The following is a 23,050-nucleotide window of genomic DNA, read 5'->3' on the forward strand; positions in this document are numbered from 1 at the left end:
TCAGTCGTCGTCGACGACCTCGCCCCGGACGACGGGCCCCTCAGCGGGTCCGGGTCCGGGGCGTCGTACGGCCACGGCACCCACGACCAGGTGCCGCGCGACCAGCGCCGCGAGCAGCCGCCGGAAGAGCGGCCGGGTCAGGGGCAGGACCAGCAGGATGCCGAGCGCGTCGGTGATGAACCCCGGCGCCACCATCAACGTCCCGCCCACCAGGATCAGCGCACCGTCCGCGATCTCGGTCGCCGGCATCCGGCCCTCGGCGATGGCCTCGCGCATCGCCCGCCAGGCGCGGGCGCCCTCGTGACGGATCAGCCAGGCGCCGACGAAGCCGCTGAGGAAGAGCAGGGCGATCGTCCAGCCGGCGCCGATCGCCTGACCGACCTGCACGATGACGTAGATCTCGGCCAGCGGCACCAGGACGAAGACGACGAAGAGCACGCCCTGGACCAGCCGTCGCTGTCGGGTCATCGCTGTCGCCTCAGCGCGGTCCGCACCCGCTGGGTGCGCTCGCGCACGCCCCAGGCCGTGATGCGGCGCAGCGACTCGGTGGCCACGGAGCCGCTCATCTTCGAGTCGCCGCGGACCCGCTCGACGAACTCGATCGGCACCTCGCGCACTGCGAGCCCTGCGGCGAGCGTGCGGGCGACCATGTCGGTCTGGAACACGTACCCGGTCGACTGCACGGTCTCCAGGTCGATCTTCTCCAGCGTCGTACGCCGGAAGAGCCGGTAGCCCGCCGTCGCGTCGCGCACCCGCACACCGAGCAGCAGGCGCACGTAGAGGTTGCCGCCGCGCGACAGCAGCTCGCGGCGCAGCGGCCAATTCACCACCGCTCCCCCGGGCACCCAGCGCGAGCCGATCACCAGGTCGGCGCCGTCGCGCAGCGCCGCGAGCAGGCGGTCCAGCTGCTCGGGCTGGTGCGACCCGTCGGCGTCCATCTCACCGATCACGTCGTAGCCGGCGTCCAGGGCGACCCGGAAGCCGTGCAGGTACGCCGCGCCCAGGCCGTCCTTGCTGGTGCGGTGCACCACCTGCACGGCGGGGTCGGCGGCCGCCAGCTCGTCGGCGATGTCGCCGGTGCCGTCGGGCGACCCGTCGTCGACCACGAGGACGTCGATCGAGGGCTGCGCGGCTCGCAGCCGGCCCACGATCCAGGCGAGGTTCTCGGCCTCGTTGTACGTCGGGATGACGACGACGACGCGGCCCAGACCGTCGACGGGGGTGGGATCTGCTGCGCTCATCGGTTCCTGCTCAGTGGGTCGGGCTCAGGGTCGCTTCGTCGACCTGCCGCCGCGCGAGGTTCCGACGATACGGGACCACCGCGAGGACCAGGCCGAGACCCGCCAGCAGCACGCACAACCGGCCCGACCAGGGCCCGATCCGCACGGCCGGGGTGATCGCGGTGTCCAGCCCGACGGTCTCGACGAGCGTGGCCTGGGTACGAGGCTCGGCCTGCGCGACGACGTGCCCGTCGGGCGCGATCACCCCCGAGACGCCGTTGGTGGACGACACGGTCAGCCAGCGTCCGGTCTCGATCGCCCGCAGCCGGGTGATCGCGAACTGCTGGTCGATCTGGTCGGTGTGGATGAAGGTCGCGTTGCTGGTCTGCACGGTCAGCAGGTCGGCGCCGCGGTCGACCTGGCCGTAGATGGCATCGTCGTAGGCGACGTCGAAGCAGATGGAGTCGGCGATCTCGATGCCGGCGATCCGGAGGGGCTCCAGCCGGGTGCCGGAGAGCATGTCACGGCCCACCATCGTCAGGCGGCCGATCTGGAGGTTGTCGAGGTAGGAGCGGAACGGGATGTACTCGCCGAAGACCACCGGGTGGTGCTTGGTGTAACGGTCCCCCGCGCCGGTCACCGGGTCCCAGACGATGCCTTGGTTGAGCACGTGCTGGGGCCCGGCGTCGACGATCGCGCCGACCAGGATCGGGACGCCGATGGCCTCGCTGGCCGCCAGGATGCCGGCGTTCGTCTGCTGGTCGCGGAACGGGTCGACCGCGGTGGAGTTCTCCGGCCACAGCACGAAGTCCGGCTTCGGCTCGCGCCCGGCGGCGACGTCGGCGGCGAGCCGGGTGGTCAGGTCGACCTGGTTCTGCGTGACCTGGCGGAAGTCGTAGAGGATGTTGTCGCCGTTGCCCGGCACGTCGCCCTGGATCACCGCGACGGTCGCCTGACCGTCCGGGTGCGGCGTCCGCGGGACGACGGCCGGCACCCCGAGCGCGATGGCGGCGAGGGCCGCGAGGCAGCCCCATGCCACGAGCTTCTCGCGACGCCGGGCGGCGACGACCGTCCACGCGAGCAGCGCACCGCTGAGCGCCAGCACGAAGCTCGCGCCGACGGTGCCGACCCACGGCAGCGCGTCGGCGAGCGGGGTGTCGACGACGGCGAACGCCAGTCGACCCCAGGGCATCCCGCTGAACGGCCAGGCGCTGTACCAGAGCTCGGTGGTCACCCACAGCGCCGCGACCCACATCGGCCACAGCCGGTGCCGCTGGACCGCGCAGCTGGCGGCGCCCAGGACGGCGTAGAAGAGCGACTGCCACAAGGAGAGGCCGAGCCAGCCGTCGTACCCGACCGAACGCATCCAGTAGAGCAGGACGAACTGGAAGCCGATGCCGAACGCCCAGCCGACGAGGAGGGCAGCGCGCAGCCGGAGGCCGCGGGTCGCGATGACGAAGCCGGCGACCGCGAACGGGATGACGAAGGGAACGGCGACCGGCTCGAACGCGAGGGAGAGCCCGACGCCGCACGCGACGGCCATCAGGATCCGGAGCAGCACACTCCGACGATACCGAGCCAGGGGGAGGCGCCCCCGGAAGGATCCCGCGCCCTTCGGACCAGTCCGACCCTGACCGGCTGCCCGGGCCGCGGCTGTTGTCTAGGGGACACGGGTCCCTTCCGCGTCCGCTCTCATGGGAGCGGACCGACCTCCGCGAACAAGGACCGAGGCGTGGTTGGCACCCCACCCTCGGACCCGGCCACTCGGACGGCGGTCCGCTGTCCACGATCTGCATGAACGGACGGCACACCTTGGCCGTGGAACTCGCCCGCTGTCAACCGCCCGATGACCTGCACAGACGCGCGAACACGCAGGTCAGACGGGGAGTCTCCGTCCCGAGATCGATCCGAAATTTCACTGAGCTGCGGCGTGTCGCGCCGACACGCCGACCAGGCGGAGCGCTAGCGCGGCGTACTCCTCCGCGAGGGCGTCGAGGTCGAGGTCACCGTCGGGTGTCCACCAGCGCGCGACGCCGCTGCACATCTCCAGCAGCGCACGTCGTACGACGGAGGCCGAGCGGACCTGGAAACCGCCGCGAGCCACGCCGTCGTCGAGGGCGGCCTGCCACAGCGCCTCGTAACGGTCGCGGAGCGTGACCACCTCGGCGCGGGCCGGCGCGGAGAGTGCGTTCACCTCGTCGTCGACGACCCGGGTGCGCTCCGGTGCGCTCGCGTGGGTGCGTACGTGCAGGTCCACGAGCGCGACCAGCCGGTCCTGCGGGTCGTCCAGGTCCGCGGTCGCCTCCGCGGCATCGAGCAGCTCGGTGAGGCTGGCACGCATGATCGCGACCAGCAGCTCCTCCTTGGTGCCCATGTAGTGGTAGAGCGAGGCCGAGGACAGCCCCGCGGCCTCGGCGAGCTGCCGGATGCCGGTGCCGTGGTAACCACGCTCGGCGAAGAGCGCGAGAGCCGCGGCCTGGACCCGCTCCCCCGTCGTCTCGCCCGTCGTCTGGCTCACCGCTTGACCCCTCTCGCCGCCACGATCTACCGTCGCCCATGATGCCCGATCGATCGATCGATCGGTAGAGCGACTGATGAAGGAGTCCCCGTGGAGGTCGAGTACGACCGGTCCGGCGAGATCGCGTTCATCCACCTCAACCGGCCGGAGCGGCTCAACGCCGTCACCGCCGCGCTCACCGACCAGCTCGGTGGCGCGCTCGCCCGCGCGGCCGAGGAGGACGCCCGGGTCGTGGTGCTGGCCGGTCGGGGCCGGGCGTTCTGCGCGGGTCACGACCTCAAGGAGCCGGAGCCGGTCGAGACGCCGGTGCAGACCCGACGGCGTCTGGAGGCGATCCAGGAGGTCACCCGCCTGACGCGTCGCTTCCCGGGGCCGGTGGTCGCGGCGGTGCACGGCTACGCCCTCGGCGCGGGCTGCGAGTTCGCGCTCGCGTGCGACGTGGTGGTCGCGACCGAGGACGCGCAGTTCGGCTTCCCCGAGGTGGGCGTGGGCCTGAGCGTGACCGGCGGGATCTCCCGGCTGCTGCCGATGCTGGTCGGCTGGGCGAAGGCCAAGGAGCTGCTCCTGCTCGGCGACCGCGTCACCGGCGCCGAGGCGGCCCAGCTCGGGATGGTGGCCCGCGCCGTACCCCCGGGCGAGCACGAGGCCGTGGCCCTGGAGCTGGCCCAGCGGTTCGTCGAACGCCCGCCGCTCGCGCTGAGCCTGGCCAAGCAGGTGCTCGACCACGGGTTGGATGCGACGCTGGAGGAGGCGATGGTCCGCGAGGTCGACCACGCCGTCCTGACCTCCCTGTCCGGGGAGGGTGTGGCACCCAAGGAGGCCTTCACCCGTGGCTGAGCAGTCGCTCGTCGACCACCTGGTCGCGGCGGTGGAGCACTGGCCCGGCCGGCCCGCGTGGACCTTCGTCGGCGCCGACGGGACCGAGCGGACGCTCACCTTTTCTGCGGTTGGTGACCAAACGTCGTCCCTGGCCCAGGCCCTGCGCGAGCGCGGGGTGGGGGCGGGCGACCGCGTCGCGGTGATGCTCGACAACCAGCCGGAGTTCCCGCTCGTCTGGCTCGCCCTGATGCGGCTGGGCGCGGCGATGGTCCCGCTCAACGTGCGCTACCGCTCGGCGGACGCCGGTCACGTCGTCGCCGACGCGGGCGCCCGCCTGGCCGTCACCTCTCCGTCGTACGCCGGGCTGCTCGAGCCGCTCCTGGAGGTCGTGGACGTCGCGGACCTGGTGCCGACCGGGACCTGGGAGCAGGGGGCGGTCGACCCCGGGGCGCCGGTCAACGTGCAGTACACCTCCGGCACGACCGGGCACCCGAAGGGCTGCGTCCTCACCCACCGGTACTGGACGACGCTGGGCACCTCGATGGTCGAGGAGTTCCCCCACCTGGTCGCCGACGACGTGATGCTGACCGCGCAGCCGTTCTTCTACCTCGACCCGCAGTGGAACGTCGTCTCGGCCCTGCTGTCCGGCGCCCACCTGGTCGCGCTCGACGGGTTCCACCCGTCGACGTTCTGGTCCCAGGTGCGTGCCCACGACGTCACCTACTTCTACTGCCTGGCGGCGATGCCGACGCTGCTGCTCAAGATGCCGGCCGACGACCTGGACCGCGCCCACCGTGTCCGCGCCGTGCAGTGCTCGGCGATCCCGCCCGCCCTGCACGCGGACCTCGAGGCGCGGTGGGGCGTGCCGTGGTTCGAGGCGTTCGGCATGACCGAGACCGGCGCCGACATCCGGGTCTCCCCCGACGACCACGACGAGCTGGTCGGCTCGGGCTGCCTGGGTCGCCCGGCGGCGCATCGCGAGGTGCGTATCGACGACGACGGCCAGATGTGGCTGCGCGGGCCCGGGATGATGACCGGCTACCTCGGGCAGCCGGACCCCTTCGTCGACGGCTGGTTCCCCACCGGCGACCTGGCCCGGCTCGACGACCAGGGCCGCGTCTACCTCGCCGGCCGGCTCAAGGACATGATCCGCCGCAGCGGCGAGAACATCGCGGCGCGCGAGGTCGAGGACGTGCTGCTCACCCATCCCGCGGTCCGGCTCGCGGCGGTCGTCGGCGTTCCCGACGAGATCCGGGGCGAGGAGGTCAAGGCGTACGTCGTCGCGCCCGGGACGACGTCCGACGACCTCACCGCCTGGGCCGCGGCCCGGCTGGCGTCCTTCAAGGTGCCGAGCGTCTGGGAGTTCCGCGACGACCTGCCGCTCACGGCGTCGCACCGGGTCGAGAAGGCCGCCCTGAGAGAAGGTAGAGCGTGAAGGCTGACCTGCTGCTGACCAACGCCCGGGTGCGCACCGTCGTCGGCGACCGGGTCGCGCCCGCCGTGGCGATCTGGCGCGACCGCGTCGTCGCCCTGGAGGACGTGCCGGCCGAGCGCACGATCGACCTCGGCGGCGCCGTCGTGACCCCTGGCTTCCACGACGCCCACAACCACATGGCGTGGTACGGCCTCTCACTCGCCGAGGTGGACCTCCGGGTCGCCTCGCTCGACGCGTTGTACGACGCGGTCGCGGCTCGTGCCGCCGAGCTGCCGCCCGGCGAGTGGGTCGTCGGCGCCGGCTACGACGAGAACAAGATCGGCGGCCACCCGACCCGCGACGCCCTCGACCGGGCCGCTCCCGGTCGCAACGTCTGGCTGCGGCACACGTCGGGCCACATGTGCGTGGTCAACGGGCCGCTGCTCGCCGAGCTCGGCATCGCCGACTCACCCGTCGACGTCCCCGGTGGCCTGGTCGTCACCGACGACGCCGGACGTCCCACCGGCCTGCTCCAGGAGCAGGCGCAGCAGCTGCTGAACCGGCTGGTCCTCCCCTACCCCGTCGGGACGCTGGTCGACGCGATCGAGCGCGCCGGCCGCGTCTACCTGAGCCAGGGCATCACCAGCGTCGTCGAGGCCGGCGTGGGCGGCGGCTGGATCGGCAAGAGCCCGGTCGAGGTCGCGGCCTACCAGCAGGCGCGCGACACCGGCCGGCTGCCGGTCCGGGTCGAGCTGATGGTCGCCGCCGACGCGCTGCACGAGCTCTCGGCGCACGAGACCGACGGCCTGGTCCTGGGCCTGGACCTCGGCATCCGGACCGGGCTGGGCGACGACCGGCTCCGGATCGGTCCCACCAAGATCTTCAGCGATGGCTCCCTGATCGGGCACACCTGTGCGATGACCGACGACTTCGCCGACACCCCCGGTGAGCGCGGCTTCCTCCAGGACTCGGCCGACGCACTGCGCACGAGGATCCTCGAGGCGCACCGCTCCGGCTGGCGGGTCGCCGCCCACGCGATCGGCGACGCCGCGATCGACCTCGTGCTCGACGCCGTCGAGGAGGCACAGCGACGGTGGCCGCGTCCCGACGTACGCCACCGGATCGAGCACTTCGGCGTCTCTCGGCCCGACCAGGTCGCCAAGGCGGCCGAGCTCGGCGTCGTACCGGTCCCGCAGGGCCGTTTCGTCGGCGAGATCGGCGACGGGATGCTGCGCGCCCTCGGACCGGACCGGGCCGGCTGGGCCTACCGCTACCGGTCCCTGCTCGACGCCGGCATCACACCGCCGGGGAGCTCGGACCGCCCGGTCGTCGACGGCGCCCCGCTGCGCGGCATGCACGACATGGTCAACCGGCTCACCGACGGCGGGCAGCCGTGCGGGCCGGAGGAGGCGATCACCGGGCTCGAGGCCCTCACGGCGTACACCCTCGGTTCGGCGTACGCCTCCCACGCGGAGCGCGACCGCGGCACGATCGCGGTCGGGAAGTACGCCGACCTCGCCGTCCTGTCCGACGACCCGGCGACCGTGGAGCCCGGGGCGATCCGCGACATCGAGGTGCTGTCGACCGTGCTGGCCGGAGAGGTGGTGTGGGAGCGATGAGCCTGGTCGACGCCGCGTCGCTGAGCGCCGAGCAGCGCGGCACGGTGCGGGCGATCTACGAGGACGCCTTCCCCGACGAGCTGCAGGTGCCCTTCGACGACCTCTTCGTCGACCGGATGCTCGTGCTGCTGGACGAGGACGGCCCGGCCGGCTTCGCGCTGGTGCGCGACCTGGACGAGACGCCGTGGACCTTCCTGCGCTACTACGCCGTCGGACGCCGCGGCCGCGGCACCGGCTCGGCGATGTGGCGCCTGCTGACCGACCGCCTCGCCGCCGAGGGGCGCACCCGACTGGTCTGGGACGTCGAGGACCCCGACGAGGCCGGCCTCTCCTCCGAGCTCGTCGACGAGCACCGGCGGCGCATCGTCTTCTACGAGCGGCTCGGCGGACGGCTGCGGCCGGTGCGCGACTACCTGCCGCCGCACGACGACGGCCACGCGCCGCAGCTGCTGCTGATGGACACCCCGCTGGCCGACGAGCCGGAGCCTGCGCTGCGCGACCTGGTGGAGACCGTCTACCTGCGCAGGTACGGCGTACCTGCGGACGATGCCACGGTGCGCCGGACGTTACTTGCCAGTCATCTGATCTGACAGGAAAACGTACGGCGTGTGGTTTGCCGCGCCGCAATATCTCCGTCTACCCTCACATGCATGAGCATCGAGACGTCGATCGCGTCCCTCGTCGAGGACCAGACCGGTCAGCCCTACCCCTACCGGCAGGTCGAGCTCGTCGAGCCCGACTGGACCCGCTTCCCGGGCTGGCGCGACGTGACCCCCGAGGAGTGGGCGTCGGTGCAGTGGCAGCGCTCGCACTGCGTCAAGAACGTGAAGCAGCTGCGCGAGCTGCTGGGCGACCTCGTCGACGAGCGCTTCTACGCCGACCTCGAGCGCGACCAGGCCGAGCGGGCCACGATGTCGATGCTCGTGCCGCCGCAGATGATGAACACGATGGTGCCGCACGAGACGGGGACCGGCCCGGGCTCCCTGACGGAGGCGTTCTACGCGGACCCGGTCCGGCACTACATGATCCCGGTCTTCTCCGACCGGCGCACCGACTGGCCGTCCCACCCGCACGCGACCCGCGACTCGCTGCACGAGCACGACATGTGGGTCGCTGAGGGCCTCACCCACCGCTACCCGACCAAGGTGCTCGCCGAGCTGCTCCCGACCTGCCCGCAGTACTGCGGCCACTGCACCCGGATGGACCTGGTCGGCAACTCGACGGCCACCGTCGACAAGCTGAAGTTCGTGGGCAAGCCCGTCGACCGGCTGGGCTCGATGCTCGACTACCTGCGCCGTACGCCGCAGGTCCGCGACGTCGTCGTTTCAGGGGGCGACGTGGCGAACATGCCGTGGCCGCGCCTCGAGGACTTCCTCACCCAGCTGCTCGAGATCGAGAACATCCGCGACATCCGCCTCGCCACCAAGGCCCTGGTCGGTCTCCCCCAGCACTGGCTCCAGGACGACGTCCGGGCCGGCGTCGAGCGGGTCGCGACCGTCGCCCGCTCACGCGGCGTGTCCCTGGCGATCCACACGCACGCCAACCACGCCAACTCGATCACGCCGATGGTCGCCGCAGCGTCGAAGGCGATGCTCGAGGCCGGCGTGCGCGACGTGCGCAACCAGGGCGTGCTGCTCAACGGCGTCAACGCCGACCCGCACGCGCTGCTCGACCTGTGCTTCCGCCTGCTCGATGGCGCGCAGATCATGCCGTACTACTTCTACATGTGCGACCTGATCCCCTACTCCGAGCACTGGCGGGTCTCGGTCGCCGACGCGCAGCGGCTGCAGCACCACATCATGGGCTACCTGCCGGGCTTCGCGACGCCGCGGATCGTCTGTGACGTGCCGTTCGTCGGCAAGCGGTGGGTCCACCAGCTGGCCGACTACGACACCGAGCGCGGCGTCTCGTACTGGACGAAGAACTACCGCACCTCCATCGAGGCCACGTCCACGGACGCCCTCACCAAGACCTACGAGTACTACGACCCGATCCACACCCTGCCGGAGGCCGGCCAGGCGTGGTGGGCCGAGCACGGCGACCTGGACGCCTCCGCGCTCCGCGCCGCCGAGGTGGCCGAGGCCTCACGTCGTACGGCGGCGCTGCAGGCCTGGTGAGCCGGGCTGATGCCCTGCCGTTTGGTCACCAGCCGCAGATTTCGGCCGCCGACTCTGCGGTTGGTGACCAAACGGTGCGACCCGACCCGCACCGGATCAGGTGACGGAGCGGTTCTCGTACGGCGTGGACAGCACGATCGTGGTACGCGTCGAGACGTTGGCCGCGGCCCGGATCCGGGCCAGCAGGTCCTCGAGCGCGGTGGGCGTGGCGACGCGGACCTTGAGGATGTAGGACTCGTCGCCGGCGACCGACCAGCAGGACTCGATCTCGGGGATCCCGCGCACCCGCTCCGGGGAGTCGTCGGGCTGCGAGGGGTCGATCGGGCGGATCGAGATGAAGGCGGTCAACGGGAGCCCGAGCTGCTCGTGGTCGATGCTGGCGCCGTACCCGCGGATCAGCCCGCGGGACTCGAGCCGCTTGACGCGCTGATGGACCGCAGACGTCGAAAGTCCGGTGGCCTTCCCCAGGTCGGTGAAGGACATCCTTCCGTCGTTGGCGAGGAGCTCGAGGATCTTGCGGTCAGTTGCTTCGAGTTCCGGCTGGCTCACGGCGCACAGACTAGCGGCGATCCCGTGATTGGATGCGTTCGTGACCGACTCGCAACCCGGCCGACTCATGCTGCTCGACAGCGCCTCGATGTACTTCCGGGCGTTCTTCGGAGTTCCGGAGATCAAGGCGCCGGATGGTACGCCGGTCAACGCGGTGCGCGGGTTCCTCGACTTCATCTCCCGGCTGGTCGGCGACTACGGCCCCACCGACCTGGTCTGCTGCTGGGACAACGACTGGCGCCCGCAGTGGCGGGTCGACCTGCTGCCGTCGTACAAGGCGCACCGGGTGGTGGCCGAGAAGCAGGGCGCCCCCGACGTCGAGGAGGTGCCCGACCCCCTCCAGGTCCAAGTGCCGATCATCCTCGAGGTGCTGGAGGCCTTCGGGCTGTGCGTCGTGGGCGCTGACGGCTACGAGGCGGACGACGTGATCGGCTCCTTCGCCAGCCAGGCGAACCAACCGGTCGACATCGTCACCGGTGATCGCGACCTCTTCCAGCTCGTCGACGACGACGCCGACGTCCGGGTCCTCTACATCGCGCGCGGCGTCGGCAACCACGAGCGCGTCACCAACGACTGGGTGCGCAACAAGTACGCGATCGACGCGCACCAGTACGCCGACTTCGCCACCCTGCGCGGCGACGCCTCCGACGGCCTGCCCGGCGTGGCCGGCGTCGGCGAGAAGACCGCCGCGACGCTGCTGCAGCGCTTCGGCGACATCGACGGCATCGTCGCCGCGGCCAACGACCCGGACGGCGACATGGGCCCCGGGCCGCGCGGCAAGATCAAGGCCGCCGCCGACTACCTCGCCGTCGCACCTCAGGTGGTGGCCGTGGCCCGCGACATCGACCTCGGCTCCCCCGCCACCCGGCTCCCGGCCGAGCCGGTCGACCTCCAGCGGGTCGCCGAGCTCGGCACCACGTGGGGCCTCGAGAGCCCGGTGCAGCGATTGACCGAGGTGCTGCTCGCGAGCTCGTGACGTCGTTTGGTCACAAACGACGTGGCTTTCCGGCGCCCGTACGGTGGAGGGCATGACCCGCATAGCGATCGTCGGGGGCCACGGACAGGTGGCCCAGCACCTCATCCACGACCTGCGTCGTTCGGACCACGACGCGGTGGCGCTCGTGCGCACCGAGGCCTACCGGGACGAGCTGGAGGCCAAGGGCGCCGAGGTCAGGCTGCTCGACATCGAGCAGCAGGAGGCGGCTGCCTTCGCCACGGCGTTCGCGGGCTGCGACGCCGTGGTGTTCGCCGCCGGCGGCGGGCCGGACGGCAACATCGAGCGCAAGCGCACCGTCGACCTCGAGGGCTCGCTGAAGTCGATCGAGGGCGCCCGGCAGGCAGGCATCCGCCGGTTCGTCCAGATCTCCGCGATCGGCGTGGACGACCCGCTGCCTGCCGACACCGGCGACGTCTGGCGGGCGTACGTCGAGGCGAAGCGCGACGCGGACGCAGCCCTGCGGGCCAGCGACCTGGACTGGACGATCCTGCGACCCGGCCGGCTCACCGACGACCCCGCGACCGGTCTGGTCAGCCTGGGACCCGACGTCCAGCGCGGTGACGTCACCCGGGCCGACGTCGCGGCCGTGGTCGCCGCGGCGCTCGACACCGACAGCACCATCGGGCAGCAGTGGGCGCTGACGAACGGCGCCACCCCGATCGCCGACGCGCTCTCCTAGGACTCGTCCTCGGCGAGCGAGTCGTAGGCCACGACACCGCGCCGCAGCGCGGCGATGGTCTTGCGGGCCGTGTCCCGCAGGGGGCTGTCGCCGGCGGCACCGGCCACCTGGCCCGCCAGGTCGATGAGCTGCTTCATCCAGCGCACGAAGTCGCCGGCGGCGAGGTCGCTCGCGACCAGGACGTCGTCGAGGTCGTCACCCTCGGCCCACCGGTAGGAGACCCACGCGAAGCCGAGGTCGGGCGAGCGCAGGAAGTCCAGCTTGTGGTCGCGCTCGAGGGCGTCGAGGCTGCCCCAGAGCTTCACCATCTCCCCGATCACCTCGCGCACGCGGCCGCCGGGCAGTCGCGGGGAGGACGCGTCGTCGGGACGCCGCGCCTCGAAGACGAGCACCGACAGTGCCGACGCGAGCTCGGACGGCGACAGACCGTCCCACAGCCCCAGCCGGATCGACTCGGCCGCCACCAGGTCCATGTCGGAGTAGAGCCGCATCAGGTGCCGCCCGCGGTCGGTGATCGTGTCGCCCTCGAGGTAGTCCAGGGCCGTGAGGACGTCGCACACGCGGTCGAACTGCCGTGCCACCGTGTTGGTGCGCTGCTCCACCCTGCGCCGCAGCGTCTGGGCGTCCCGGTCGAGCTTCACCCAGCGCTCGGCCCAGCGGGCATGGTCCTCGCGGTCGGGACAGTCGTGGCAGGGGTGCGCCCGCAGCTGGTCGCGCAGTCGGCCGATCTCGTCGTCGGCGTGGGTGCGGGTCTGGTCGCGGCCGCGCTGCTTGGTCAACCGCGGCGGCGCCAGGTCGTGGGTGCGTGACCGGAGGGCCGAGGCCAGGTCGCGGCGCATCTGCGGGTTGCGGCCGTTGAAGTTCTTGGGGATCTTGACCTTGCCCATCGCCTCCACCGGCGCCGGGAAGTCGATCATCGCGAGCCGCCGGGCCTGACGGTCGGAGGTCACGACGTACGGCCGCGGTCCCTCGGGCGACCACCCCGGGTCGACGACGACGGCCCAGCCGGCGAACTTCCCGGTCGGCACCATGATCACGTCGCCCGGCTTCAGCTCCTTCAACGACGCGGCAGCCTCCTCACGAAGGTCCGCCTTCCTCGCTTTGCTCGCACCCTTCTCGAGGTCGCTGATCCGCTGGCGGAGGCCGGCGTACTCCATGAAGTCGCCACGGTCGCACGCCGCCGCCTCGCGGTAGCCGTCGAGGGCGTCCTCGGCCTTGCGCAGCTGGCGGGCCAGCCCGACGACGGCCTTGTCGGCCTGGAACTGTGCGAAGGACTGCTCCAGCAGCTCCCGCGACCGGGTCCGGCCGAACTGGTGCACCAGGTTGACGGCCATGTTGTACGACGGCCGGAACGACGAGCGCAGCGGGTAGGTGCGGGTGGAGGCGAGACCGGCGAGCTCGCGCGGGCTCATGCCCGGCTGCCAGAGCACGACGCCGTGCCCCTCGACGTCGAGGCCGCGACGACCGGCGCGGCCCGTGAGCTGGGTGTACTCCCCCGGCGTGATCGCCGCGTGCGTCTCGCCGTTCCACTTGTCGAGCTTCTCGATCACCACCGTGCGGGCGGGCATGTTGATGCCGAGTGCGAGCGTCTCGGTCGCGAAGACCACCTTGCACAGGCCGCGGACGTAGAGCTCCTCCACGCACTGCTTGAACGCTGGCAGCATGCCCGCGTGGTGGGCCGCGACGCCGCGCGTGAGCCCGTCGAGGAAGTCGTGGTAGCCGAGCACCTGGAGGTCCTCGGCCGGGAGGTGCCGGCAAGAGGCTTCCACGAACGCGAAGATCTCGTCGCGCTCCTCGGGCTTGGTCAGCCGGATCCCGGCGTTGAGGCACTGAGTGACGGCGGCGTCGCAACCGACCCGGCTGAAGACGAACACGATCGCGGGCAGCAGGCCCTCGCGGTCGAGACGGTCGATCACGTCGACCCGGCTCGGGATCCAGACCCGGCGACCGTTGCCGACCTGCCGCTGCCCGGGCTTGGAGCGGCCTCGCGGCGTACGACGGTCCTTGATGCGGCTGCTGGCCCAGTCGTCACGGGCGACCTTGAGCAGCTCGTCGTTGACCGGGGCGCCCTCCTTGACGAAGCCGGCGGCGGCGTCGACGTCCGAGGAGGCGAAGAGGTCCAGGAGGCGCTTGCCGACCATCACGTGCTGGTAGAGCGGGACCGGGCGCCTCTCCTCGACGATCACCGTGGTGTCGCCGCGGACGGTCTCGAGCCACTCGCCGAACTCCTCGGCGTTGGAGACCGTGGCCGACAGGGAGACGAGGGCGACCGACTCCGGGAGGTGGATGATCACCTCCTCCCAGACGGCGCCGCGGGCCCGGTCGGCGAGGTAGTGCACCTCGTCCATCACGACGAAGCCCAGACCCAGCAGGGTGCGCGAGCCGGCGTACAGCATGTTGCGTAGCACCTCGGTCGTCATCACCACGATCGGCGCCTCGCCGTTGACGACGTTGTCGCCGGTCAGCAGGCCGACCTGGTCGGAGCCGTAGCGGGCCACGAGGTCGGCGTACTTCTGGTTGGAGAGCGCCTTGATCGGGGTGGTGAAGAAACACTTGCGGCCGGTCTCGAGCGCGAGGTGCACCGCGAACTCGCCGACGATGGTCTTGCCGGAGCCGGTCGGTGCTGCGACCAGGACACTGCGACCCTCCTCGATCGCCTCGCAACCGCGGAGCTGGAACTCGTCGAGCGGGAAGTCGTAGAGCCCCGTGAAGTCCCGGGTCACCGGGTGCTGGCGCTGCTTGCGGTAGCTGGAGTACCGCTCGGACGGGGAGAGGTCCTGGTCGTCCGCGGTGCTCATGCACCCAGCCTAGGCGGCGGGGTCAGTGCAGCACGGTGAGGGCGCGCGGCGCGCACTCGACCGTCAGCGGCAGCGCGCCGAAGCGCTCGCCGTCGGCGTACGACACGATGCCGGGCGCGGCGACCGTCACCGACCGCACGCGGTGGTGCTCGTAGGCCGGGTGCGTGGTGTGGGTGCCCTTGAAGAGCTTCGGGTAGGTGCGCACCAGCGCCGGCTTGGTCATCGGCTTGATGATCACCACGTCGAGCATGCCGTCGTCGAGGATCGCGCCCTCGGTGATCCGCAGGCCGCCGCCGAACGACGGGCCGTTGCCGACCGAGACCATCATCGCCTCGAGCGACAGCGGCGTGCCGTCCAGGTCGAGCGTGTAGGGCAGCGGCTCGAACGTGCGCAGCTCGGCCAGGGTGGCGATGTTGTAGCGCATCTGGCCCTTCGGCCAGGTCATCGTGTTGGCGCGCTCGTTGACGACGGCGTCGAACCCGGCGCACAGCACGGTGGTGAAGTACTTCGCACCGCTGCGGGCCAGGTCCACGGTGCGGGTGCGGCCGGCGAGGATCCGTTCGACCGCGGCGCGGGGGTCCTTGCGCGGGAGGTCGAAGTAGCGGGCGACGTCGTTGCCGGTGCCGGCGGGGACGATGCCCAGCGCGGTCGTCGTGCCGGCGAGTGCCTGGACCCCGAGGTGCACCATGCCGTCTCCCCCGACGATGACCAGCGTCTCGACGCCGTCGGCGACGCACTGGCGCGCCAGGTCGAGCGCCTCGTCGGCGTCGCGGCCGGCGAGGCTGCGCGGCGTGATGCCTGCCTCGGCGAACCGGGCCAGTGCCGCGTCGCGCGCCTTCGCTCCCCTGCCCTTGCCGGACGTCGGGTTGGTCAGCAGGGCGATCTCGCCCGTGGTGCCGGTCACGGGCGAACAGTAGCCATCGGCGGGCCTCCCGGGCGACGTTTGGTCACAGACGACATGGTGGGAGCGCTCCGAGCACGTCGTTGGTGACCAAACGTCCTACCGACGATCAGCGTCCGGAATCGCCGATGCGCAGCAGGACGGCGTACCGCTCGGCGGAGGCACCGACGGCGCGGGCCAGTCGCGCGAAGGCGTCGAGGACCAAGTCGGCGGTGAAGAACGTGCCCGGGACGGCCAGGGCGAGGCGCCCATCGCGTCGCACCAGGTGGACCTCGCCGTTGCGCCAGGCCTGGTGGGCGCGGGTGCGTACGTCGTCCGCCGCGATCGGCACCGGGTGTGCCTCGTCGACCGCGAGCAGGTCGCAGGCGATCGGGTCGACGCCGTCGCTGACCAGCTCGCCGCGCACGGCGTACCCGGTGCGCAGGCCGGCCTGCGCGGACCAGGTCACGTCGGCGACGCCGAGCCACTCCGGCAGGTCGAAGGGGTCGACGGCGGTGAGGACCTCCGTCACAGCGGCGAGGCCTCGTCGGGTGAGAGGCCGGCGTTGGGGCGGCCCTCCTCCTTGCGGCGGTCGTGCGCTCGGGCCAGGAACTCGGAGATGCCGTAGAGGATGACCATGGGCACGGCCATGATCGTCATGGTGAACGGGTCCGTGGATGGGGTGGCGATGGCCGCGAAGACGAAGATGCCGACGATGATCCAGGGCCGGTAGCTGGCGAGCGTCTTGCCCTTGACCACGCCGGCCCGGTTGAGCATCACCACGAAGACCGGGATCTCGAAGGCGAGACCGAAGACGAAGAGCGTCCGGGTGAGGAACTGCAGGTAGTCGTTGAACTCGATGAGGTTGGTGAGGACCTCGGGGTTGAAGCCGATCAGGACCTCGAGACCCTTGGGGAGCGTCAACCAACCAAGAAGTACTCCGACCAGGAAGAGAGGAACGGCGATTGCCACGAAGATCCGGGTCCAGCGCTTCTCGTTGGGGTGCAGGCCCGGCATGATGAACGCCCAAATCTGGTAGAGCCAGACCGGGCAAGTGACGAGCAGCGCGGTGAAGCCACAGATCTTGAGCCAGAGCATCAGGCCGCCGCCGGCGCCTTCGGTGATCCCGAGGCTCTTCTGCTCTGGCGGCAGGTTGTTCAGTGCCTCTTCATACGGGCCGTAGACGAAGTCGAACAGCTGGTGGAAGAAGAACAGCGACAAGCCGAAGACGACGAGGAAGGTCAGCGCGACCTTCAGGACGCGAGCACGGAGCTCTCGGAAGTGGTCCGAGAGAGCCATCCGGCCGTCGTCGCCCACCGGGTGGACGGGCTTGCCGGAGAAGAGCCGAAAGATACCTCGTAGCGCCACGGGCGTGCGGGGTCTCCGGCCTCAGCCGTTGTTCTTGTCGGCCTGGCGGTCCTCGACGGGGTTCTCGACCGGCGCGGCGGGCGGCGTCGGCGGCAGCTCGGTGGCGGCCGGCGGCGCGGGCGGGGGCGACTTCTCGTCGTCATCGTCGTCGCGCAGGCCCTTGGTCTCGGCCTTGAAGATGCGCAGCGCCTGACCGGTCCCGCGGGCCAGGTCCGGCAGCTTCGCAGCACCGAAGACGAGGATGACGATCGCCAGGATGACGAGCCACTCGGCTCCCTGGGGCAGTCCGATCATGGGGTTGAGCATCGTGACCTCATCTGTTGGTTGCAGGCGCGTTCCATGCTACGCCCTCGGTGGATCTGATCGGCCGTCACGGGTAGAGGTTGAGGGCCTCTCGCGCGGCGGCGGCGTACGACGTCGCGTACGCCTCGGGAGTGAGCACCCGCGCGTGCGGTGCCAGGCGGAGCAGGAGCCGCTGGAGCCAACGCTCGTTGGCCACCACGAGGTCGACCTCGAGCCGGCCGGCACGCCGACGGCGTACGGCGTGGACGGGGTAGTACTCGACGATCCAGCGCGCCGCCGGGTCGAGCTCGAGGGTGACCAGGGTGGTCTCCGAGGACTGCGGGAAGAACCCGTCCTTGCCCAGGTCGCGCGGGGGCTCGGGGTCGGACTCGATACGGCTGTCGAGGACCCTGGCCTCCGCGATCCGGTCCAGACGGAACAGGCGAGGTGCCTCCGCGCTGTGGCACCAGGCGTCGAGGTAGGTGAAGCCGTGCGCGGAGACGATCCCCCGCGGGTCGACGACCCGTTCGGACTGCTCGTCGCGCGACGGCACGTAGTAGCTCAGCCGCACCTGCCGGTGCTGCGCGGTCGCCTGACGGAGGTCGGCCTCCAGCCGGACCAGGTCAGGTCCGCCCGGGGTGTCGCCCGGGTCGATCTGCACGGTGCCGGTGCCGTGGGCGGCCGCCGCCTCGAGCTTGGCGAGCGCACGGTCCACGATCTCCCGGGTCTCCTCGCCGGCGCTGCCGCGCAGGGCGCGGAGGGCGACGATGATCGCGGTCGCCTCGGTGGGAGTGAGCCGCAGCGGGCGGGCCAGGTAGTCGGCGTTGGTCACCCGGATGACGCCGTCGCCGCCCGGCTCCTCCAGGGCGTCGAGGTCGACGTCGATGAGGTCGTCGGGGTAGCCGCCCGGCAGGCCGCACATGAGCAGCACGTTGAGGTCGGCGAGCACCTGCTCGGCGGGTACGCCGAGGGCGACCGCGGCGTCCTCGAGGCGTACGGCGCCGCGTGCGTGCAGGAACGGCACCAGGGTGAGCAGGCGCGCGACCTGGTCCTTGGCGCCCGTCGGCTGGATGCTCACGACGCCACCTCCGCCCCGGCCACGATCGCCCGCAGCCGGCCGACGACCTCGGCGCGCAGCTCCTCGGGCGACTCGACGAAGACGGCCGCGCCGTACCCGAGCAGCTCGTCGGCGACGCCGGTGCCGCGGTTGATGCGGACCCGGTCCCACGGCGTACGCGTGTCCGGGCCGGTCACGTCCGGCTCAACCGACTCAGCGTCGGACCGGAGCGCGATCCCGGCGTCCCGGCGGACCAGGACGACCGCCTCCCCCGTCGACGGCGCAGGCGCCAGTCGTACGGCGGTCGCGCGGACGTCGGTGCCGGGGGGCACGTCGTACGAGCCGGGCGTGCCCTTCTTGCGGGCCTCGCCCTCGACGCGGGAGAGCCGGAAGACCCGCTCCTCACCGCGGTCGGTGTCCAGGCCGACGACGTACCAGCGTCCGGAGTAGCGGACGACGCCCCACGGCTGGAGGTGCCGCGTGGTGGTGCGGGGTGCCCCGGGTCGGCGGTAGTCGAACTCGACCGGGGTGCGCTCCTGCGTGGCCTCCCAGAACACGTCGAACGACGGCTCGTCGGCCGAGAGCCGCGGCTCGGCGATGTCGAGCGCCGACTCGTCGACCTCGACCCCGAGGGCGGTGAGCTTGCGCACCGCCTCCGTGGTGGCGTCGGCGAGGCGGGCGTGCTGCCAGACCCGGGTCGCGAGGCCGATCACGGCCGCCTCGTCGGGCGTCAGTGCGATGTCGGGGAGGGACAGCCGGTCGGCGCGGACCCGGTAGCCGGGCTCGTCGTCGAAGTAGGCGTCCATGTTGCCGACCTCGATGGGGACGCCGAGGCTGCGCAGCTCCTCCTTGTCCCGCTCGAACATCTTCTCGAAGGCCTCGGTGGAGGCGTCCGGGTAGAGGAACTCGCGGATCCGGTCCTTGCTGACGTAGTGGCGCTGGACCAGCAGCATGATCAGCAGGTTCAGCAGGCGCTCGCTCTTCCTGCTCGTCGTGCTGCTCATGCTGCTGATCCTTCCCGATGGATCAGGATGCAGCCAGGATGTCGACCACGAAGTAGAGCGTGTCGGTCCCCTTGATGCCGGCCTGGGCGTTGCCCTGGTCGCCGTAGCCCTCGGCGGGCGGGATCGCGAGGATCATCCGGCTGCCGACCTTGGCGCCGACCAGCGTCTTGTCCCAGCCGGGGATCACCGCTCCGGCGCCGATCGCGAACGACGCGGGCGACTTGCTGTAGCTCTCGTCGAAGGGCTTGGCACCCTTGTAGACCTGGCCGAGGTAGTTGACGGTGATCGTCTGGCCCTTCTTGACCACGTCGCCGTCACCCTCGATCAGGGCCGCGGAGAGCAGCTTGCCGTTGGGCTTCGGCGCCTTCGAGAAGTCCAGGCCGGTCACCTTGTCACCGTCGGTGGTGAGTCCCGGGGCCCAGGACGGCGCCGGCTGCTCCTTGCCCTGCGGGGCGTCGAGGACCTTGGTGCTGTCGATGAGGTCCACGATGATCAGGACGCTGTCCTTGTTGCCGATGCCCATGTCGGGGTTGCCGCTCTCGCCGAACGCGTCCGCGGCGGTGGCCGTGACCGCGACGCGCGAGCCGACGGTCTGGTCGAGGACGGCGTCCTTGAAGACCGGGTTGAGGTCGCTGCTCGCCGGGATGGTCTGGGTCTGGCCCTCGTCGTAGGTGCTGTACGCCTGCTTCTGCGTCGCACCGTTGCCGATCCAGATGTGGGTGACGACCTGGTCGCCCTCGGCGATCTTGTCGCCGTCGCCCTTGGTGACGACCTCGCTGTCGGTCTTGCTGACGTCGAGCTTTCCGTTCCAGTCGACCTTCGGCGCCTTGCCCACGTCGCCGGTGATCGTGATGCCGTGCAGCGCGTCGCCGGAGCTCGAGTCGCTGTCGGAGCCGTCGGAGCCGCTGTCGGAGCCGCAGGCGACGAGCGAGGCCCCCAGGACGATCGGGAGGAGCAGGACCGGGAGGCGTCGGAGACGTCGTGACACAGGTTCAACCTTCGGTTCGGGTGCAGGGTGGGCTGGGGAGCGTGCTCCGAGCAGCCCGGGACACAGTAGCCGTCGACCCTGAGGGGAGCCTGTGGCCGGTCCCCGTGGTCCGACGTTCGGTCACTAACGACGGCCGCTGGTGCCGTTCTCGCCTCCGTCGTCTGTGACTAAACGACGGGACAGAAGCCTCACATGCCGTCGATGAGGCGCTGGACCCTCTCGTCGTACGCGCGGAACGGGTCCTTGCACAGGACGGTCCGCTGGGCCTGGTCGTTGAGCTTCAGGTGCACCCAGTCGACCGTGAAGTCACGGCGCCGCTCCTGGGCACGACGGATGAACTCACCGCGCAGCCGTGCGCGGGTGGTCTGCGGCGGGACCGACTTCGCCTCGAAGATCTTGAGGTCGGTGGTCACCCGGGCGACCAGCCCACGCTTCTCGAGCAGGTAGTACAGGCCGCGGTTGCGGTGGATGTCGTGGTAGGCGAGGTCGAGCTGCGCGACCCGGGGGTGCGCGAGCGGGAGCCCGTGCCGCGAGCGGTACTGCTCGATCAGCTTCCACTTGATGACCCAGTCGATCTCGCGGTCGACGAGGCCGAGGTCGTCGGACTCGACCGCCTTGAGACCTCGTTCCCAGAGGTCCAGGGCGGCCTCGATGACCGGGGTGCTGATCTCGCGCCGGTCGACGAAATCGCGGGCCTTGGAGAGGTACTCCTGCTGGATGTCGAGGGCGCTCGCCTCGCGGCCGTTGGCCAGCCGTACCTTGCGGCGACCGGTCACGTCGTGCGAGATCTCCCGGATCGCCCGGATCGGGTTCTCCATCGTGAGGTCGCGCATGACCACGCCCTCCTCGATCATCCGGAGGACCAGGTCGCAGCTCGCGACCTTGAGCATCGTGGTGGCCTCGCTCATGTTCGAGTCACCGACGATGACGTGCAGACGGCGGTACTTCTCGGCGTCCGCGTGCGGCTCGTCGCGCGTGTTAATGATGGGCCGGCTCCGGGTCGTGGCGCTGCTGACCCCCTCCCAGATGTGCTCGGCGCGCTGCGACACGCTGAAGTTCGCGCCCCGCGGAGTCTGCGTGATCTTGCCGGCACCGACGATGATCTGGCGCGTCACCAGGAACGGGATGAGTACGTCGGCGAGCCGGGAGAACTCCCCGGCTCGGCTGACCAAGTAGTTCTCGTGGCAGCCGTAGGAGTTCCCAGCGGAGTCCGTGTTGTTCTTGAAGAGGTAGATCTCGCCAGCGATGCCCTCGTCGTGCAGGCGCTGCTCGGCGTCCAGGAGCAGTCCCTCGAGAACCCGCTCCCCCGCCTTGTCGTGGGTCACCAGCTCGACGATGTCGTCGCACTCCGGGGTGGCGTACTCGGGGTGACTGCCGACGTCGAGGTAGAGCCGGGCGCCGTTGCGCAGGAAGACGTTGCTGCTGCGGCCCCAGCTGACCACCTTGCGGAAGAGGTAGCGGGCCACCTCGTCCGGGCTCAGGCGGCGCTGGCCCTTGAACGTGCACGTCACGCCGTACTCGTTCTCGATCCCGAAGATCCGCCGGTCCACGTGGTCAGCCTAGGCGCCGCCTGGGCATTCGCCGGGATGTGACGCACATTCGTGACCGTCGATTGGTCACCAACGACGTCCGGGCGCCCCCTACGCCGATCCGGTCCAGTCGACGAGGCCGCTCAGGCGTCGCCAACGATTCATCACACGATCGCGGGCATCGGCGGAGTACATCGAGTTGGCGACGATGCCCTTCCAGCGCCGCAGGCGGGTCAAGTCGTGCGTCCGGTCGAGCGCGGCGTCGATCTCGTGCATGACGACGGCGGGATGGTTCACCAGGTCGTCGAGCGTGAAGCCCTTCCGGACGTAGGCGGCCATGAGTCCGCGGTCTCGTCGCAGGTCGATGCTCTGCTGTCGCTTGCTGCGGTGGTGTTCGCCGTCGTACTCGTGCAGGAACGTTGTCCCTGTCACGAGGATGTCGGCCCGGCCCAGGACCACACCGTCAGCGTCGACGAGTTCGACCTGCGGCTCGAACGGGATCTCCATCGCGCGATGGAACTGCTGGAGGACGGTCTCGCCGGCCGACTCGGATCGTCCGGTGCAGCGGATCCAGGCCTCGCGCAGCAGTCGCACTCCGGGGCGACCGGACGCCAGGACGGCCTCCATCCGCTCTGCGTCGACGTGCCCCAACGCGAGTGCCGACTCCAGCAGGATCAGCACGTCGAGGAGGCCGAGATCGCGCGACGCACGGAGCAAGATCTCCTCGGGACGGTCGATCGGCAGCTTGAACCGGGTGCCGGGCTCCGCGGGACGCACAAGCCGCGAGCAGATCAGCCCCGGTCGACGTGGCCGGCGCGACTTCAAGCCAACTGCGACGAAAACGGGCACCTGCTCGGGCAGACGCGGGAGCTGCCAGCCGAGGAGCCTCGCGGCGGTGAGGTGCGTGAACACCGCGTCGGGAGGAAGGACGAGCAGGTAGGCCCCCAGATCACGACGGAACTCCTCGTCGTCGCTGAGCCCGCCGACCTTCTCGACGCCCAGGCCATGGCTGACGCGGCGCTGGCTGACCAGCCGGATACGGCCCCGGACGGGCTTGGGCGGTTCCTTGGGATCCGTCATGCGAACAGACTTGCGTCATCTGACCGCTTGAGAAACCCGGTCATGGCTGGCCTGTGGATGACCGTTCGCGGGACCCGTCGAGGTCGATTTCGGGCCTGCCCCACGTTTGGTCACCAACGACATGGTGGGAGC

Annotated in this window: 22 protein-coding genes; 7 read left to right on the forward strand and 15 right to left on the reverse strand. The window is 70.9% G+C overall.

The window, feature by feature from the left end:
- From ACFPYL_RS13205 to ACFPYL_RS13220, 4 genes are all read right to left on the reverse strand, one after another.
- Positions 1 to 468, reverse strand: coding sequence for an FxsA family protein (locus tag ACFPYL_RS13205; protein ID WP_379154712.1), 468 nt, complete (start codon positions 466 to 468; stop codon positions 1 to 3).
- Entirely contained in the window at positions 465 to 1,241 is a 777-nt protein-coding gene (locus tag ACFPYL_RS13210) for a polyprenol monophosphomannose synthase (RefSeq protein ID WP_379154715.1), read from the reverse strand. Before ACFPYL_RS13210 ends, ACFPYL_RS13205 begins: the two co-directional genes overlap by 4 nt.
- Before the next feature lie 10 nt (positions 1,242 to 1,251).
- Positions 1,252 to 2,781, reverse strand: a complete 1,530-nt coding sequence (lnt, locus tag ACFPYL_RS13215) for an apolipoprotein N-acyltransferase (RefSeq protein WP_379154718.1) — start codon at positions 2,779 to 2,781, stop codon at positions 1,252 to 1,254.
- A gap of 354 nt (positions 2,782 to 3,135) precedes the next feature.
- Positions 3,136 to 3,738 (reverse strand): TetR/AcrR family transcriptional regulator, encoded by a 603-nt coding sequence (locus ACFPYL_RS13220; protein WP_379154721.1) that lies wholly within the window; start codon positions 3,736 to 3,738, stop codon positions 3,136 to 3,138.
- A gap of 90 nt (positions 3,739 to 3,828) precedes the next feature.
- Between ACFPYL_RS13220 and ACFPYL_RS13225 the strand changes: the two genes are divergently transcribed.
- From ACFPYL_RS13225 to ACFPYL_RS13245, 5 genes are read left to right on the forward strand one after another with little or no spacing between them, the layout of a single operon-like run.
- Positions 3,829 to 4,575, forward strand: a complete 747-nt coding sequence (locus ACFPYL_RS13225) for an enoyl-CoA hydratase/isomerase family protein (RefSeq protein WP_379154724.1) — start codon at positions 3,829 to 3,831, stop codon at positions 4,573 to 4,575.
- On the forward strand, positions 4,568 to 5,992 hold the full coding sequence (locus tag ACFPYL_RS13230) for an AMP-binding protein (RefSeq protein ID WP_379154727.1): 1,425 nt from the start codon (positions 4,568 to 4,570) through the stop codon (positions 5,990 to 5,992). The genes ACFPYL_RS13225 and ACFPYL_RS13230 overlap by 8 nt, the downstream gene beginning before the upstream one ends.
- Positions 5,989 to 7,590: an amidohydrolase gene (locus ACFPYL_RS13235; RefSeq protein WP_379154730.1), complete on the forward strand. Its 1,602-nt coding sequence runs from the start codon at positions 5,989 to 5,991 to the stop codon at positions 7,588 to 7,590. The genes ACFPYL_RS13230 and ACFPYL_RS13235 overlap by 4 nt, the downstream gene beginning before the upstream one ends.
- Positions 7,587 to 8,180 (forward strand): GNAT family N-acetyltransferase, encoded by a 594-nt coding sequence (locus tag ACFPYL_RS13240; protein ID WP_379154732.1) that lies wholly within the window; start codon positions 7,587 to 7,589, stop codon positions 8,178 to 8,180. Before ACFPYL_RS13235 ends, ACFPYL_RS13240 begins: the two co-directional genes overlap by 4 nt.
- 60 nt (positions 8,181 to 8,240) lie before the next feature.
- Entirely contained in the window at positions 8,241 to 9,707 is a 1,467-nt protein-coding gene (locus ACFPYL_RS13245; RefSeq protein ID WP_379154734.1) for a KamA family radical SAM protein, read from the forward strand.
- Positions 9,708 to 9,803: 96 nt separating this feature from the next.
- On the opposite strand, the gene ACFPYL_RS13250 is transcribed toward ACFPYL_RS13245, so the two are convergent.
- Entirely contained in the window at positions 9,804 to 10,256 is a 453-nt protein-coding gene (locus ACFPYL_RS13250; protein ID WP_379154737.1) for an Lrp/AsnC family transcriptional regulator, read from the reverse strand.
- Positions 10,257 to 10,323: 67 nt separating this feature from the next.
- Between ACFPYL_RS13250 and ACFPYL_RS13255 the strand changes: the two genes are divergently transcribed.
- Both ACFPYL_RS13255 and ACFPYL_RS13260 read left to right on the forward strand, forming a co-directional pair.
- Positions 10,324 to 11,232 carry a 5'-3' exonuclease gene (locus ACFPYL_RS13255; protein ID WP_379155461.1) on the forward strand — a complete coding sequence of 303 codons (909 nt, stop codon included), beginning with the start codon at positions 10,324 to 10,326 and terminating at the stop codon, positions 11,230 to 11,232.
- Positions 11,233 to 11,284: 52 nt separating this feature from the next.
- Positions 11,285 to 11,932: an SDR family oxidoreductase gene (locus ACFPYL_RS13260; RefSeq protein ID WP_379154741.1), complete on the forward strand. Its 648-nt coding sequence runs from the start codon at positions 11,285 to 11,287 to the stop codon at positions 11,930 to 11,932.
- Here the strand turns inward: ACFPYL_RS13260 and ACFPYL_RS13265 are convergent.
- From ACFPYL_RS13265 to ACFPYL_RS13310, 10 genes are all read right to left on the reverse strand, one after another.
- Entirely contained in the window at positions 11,929 to 14,730 is a 2,802-nt protein-coding gene (locus tag ACFPYL_RS13265) for a DEAD/DEAH box helicase (RefSeq protein WP_379154744.1), read from the reverse strand. The genes ACFPYL_RS13260 and ACFPYL_RS13265 overlap by 4 nt on opposite strands.
- Positions 14,731 to 14,752: 22 nt before the next feature.
- Positions 14,753 to 15,634 carry a diacylglycerol/lipid kinase family protein gene (locus ACFPYL_RS13270; RefSeq protein ID WP_379154747.1) on the reverse strand — a complete coding sequence of 294 codons (882 nt, stop codon included), beginning with the start codon at positions 15,632 to 15,634 and terminating at the stop codon, positions 14,753 to 14,755.
- A 106-nt stretch (positions 15,635 to 15,740) separates the two neighbouring features.
- Complete coding sequence (locus ACFPYL_RS13275; protein ID WP_379154749.1) at positions 15,741 to 16,142, reverse strand: hypothetical protein; 402 nt, start codon at positions 16,140 to 16,142, stop codon at positions 15,741 to 15,743.
- Entirely contained in the window at positions 16,139 to 16,909 is a 771-nt protein-coding gene (gene tatC, locus ACFPYL_RS13280) for a twin-arginine translocase subunit TatC (protein WP_379154752.1), read from the reverse strand. Before tatC ends, ACFPYL_RS13275 begins: the two co-directional genes overlap by 4 nt.
- Positions 16,910 to 16,999: 90 nt before the next feature.
- On the reverse strand, positions 17,000 to 17,272 hold the full coding sequence (gene tatA / locus ACFPYL_RS13285) for a Sec-independent protein translocase subunit TatA (protein WP_379154755.1): 273 nt from the start codon (positions 17,270 to 17,272) through the stop codon (positions 17,000 to 17,002).
- A 76-nt stretch (positions 17,273 to 17,348) separates the two neighbouring features.
- On the reverse strand, positions 17,349 to 18,338 hold the full coding sequence (locus tag ACFPYL_RS13290; protein ID WP_379154758.1) for a helix-turn-helix transcriptional regulator: 990 nt from the start codon (positions 18,336 to 18,338) through the stop codon (positions 17,349 to 17,351).
- Positions 18,335 to 19,321, reverse strand: a complete 987-nt coding sequence (locus ACFPYL_RS13295) for a helix-turn-helix transcriptional regulator (RefSeq protein WP_379154761.1) — start codon at positions 19,319 to 19,321, stop codon at positions 18,335 to 18,337. Before ACFPYL_RS13295 ends, ACFPYL_RS13290 begins: the two co-directional genes overlap by 4 nt.
- Before the next feature lie 22 nt (positions 19,322 to 19,343).
- A complete protein-coding gene (locus ACFPYL_RS13300; protein WP_379154763.1) occupies positions 19,344 to 20,309 on the reverse strand; it encodes an FKBP-type peptidyl-prolyl cis-trans isomerase in 966 nt (321 codons plus the stop codon).
- Between the two features lie 188 nt (positions 20,310 to 20,497).
- Positions 20,498 to 21,859 carry a Pup--protein ligase gene (pafA, locus tag ACFPYL_RS13305; RefSeq protein WP_379154766.1) on the reverse strand — a complete coding sequence of 454 codons (1,362 nt, stop codon included), beginning with the start codon at positions 21,857 to 21,859 and terminating at the stop codon, positions 20,498 to 20,500.
- 90 nt (positions 21,860 to 21,949) lie between these two features.
- Positions 21,950 to 22,918, reverse strand: a complete 969-nt coding sequence (locus ACFPYL_RS13310; RefSeq protein ID WP_379154769.1) for a hypothetical protein — start codon at positions 22,916 to 22,918, stop codon at positions 21,950 to 21,952.
- Between the last annotated feature and the right edge of the window lie 132 nt (positions 22,919 to 23,050).

The sequence above is a fragment of the Nocardioides hankookensis genome (assembly GCF_042658885.1).
GTDB classification, from domain to species: Bacteria; Actinomycetota; Actinomycetes; order Propionibacteriales; family Nocardioidaceae; genus Nocardioides; species Nocardioides hankookensis.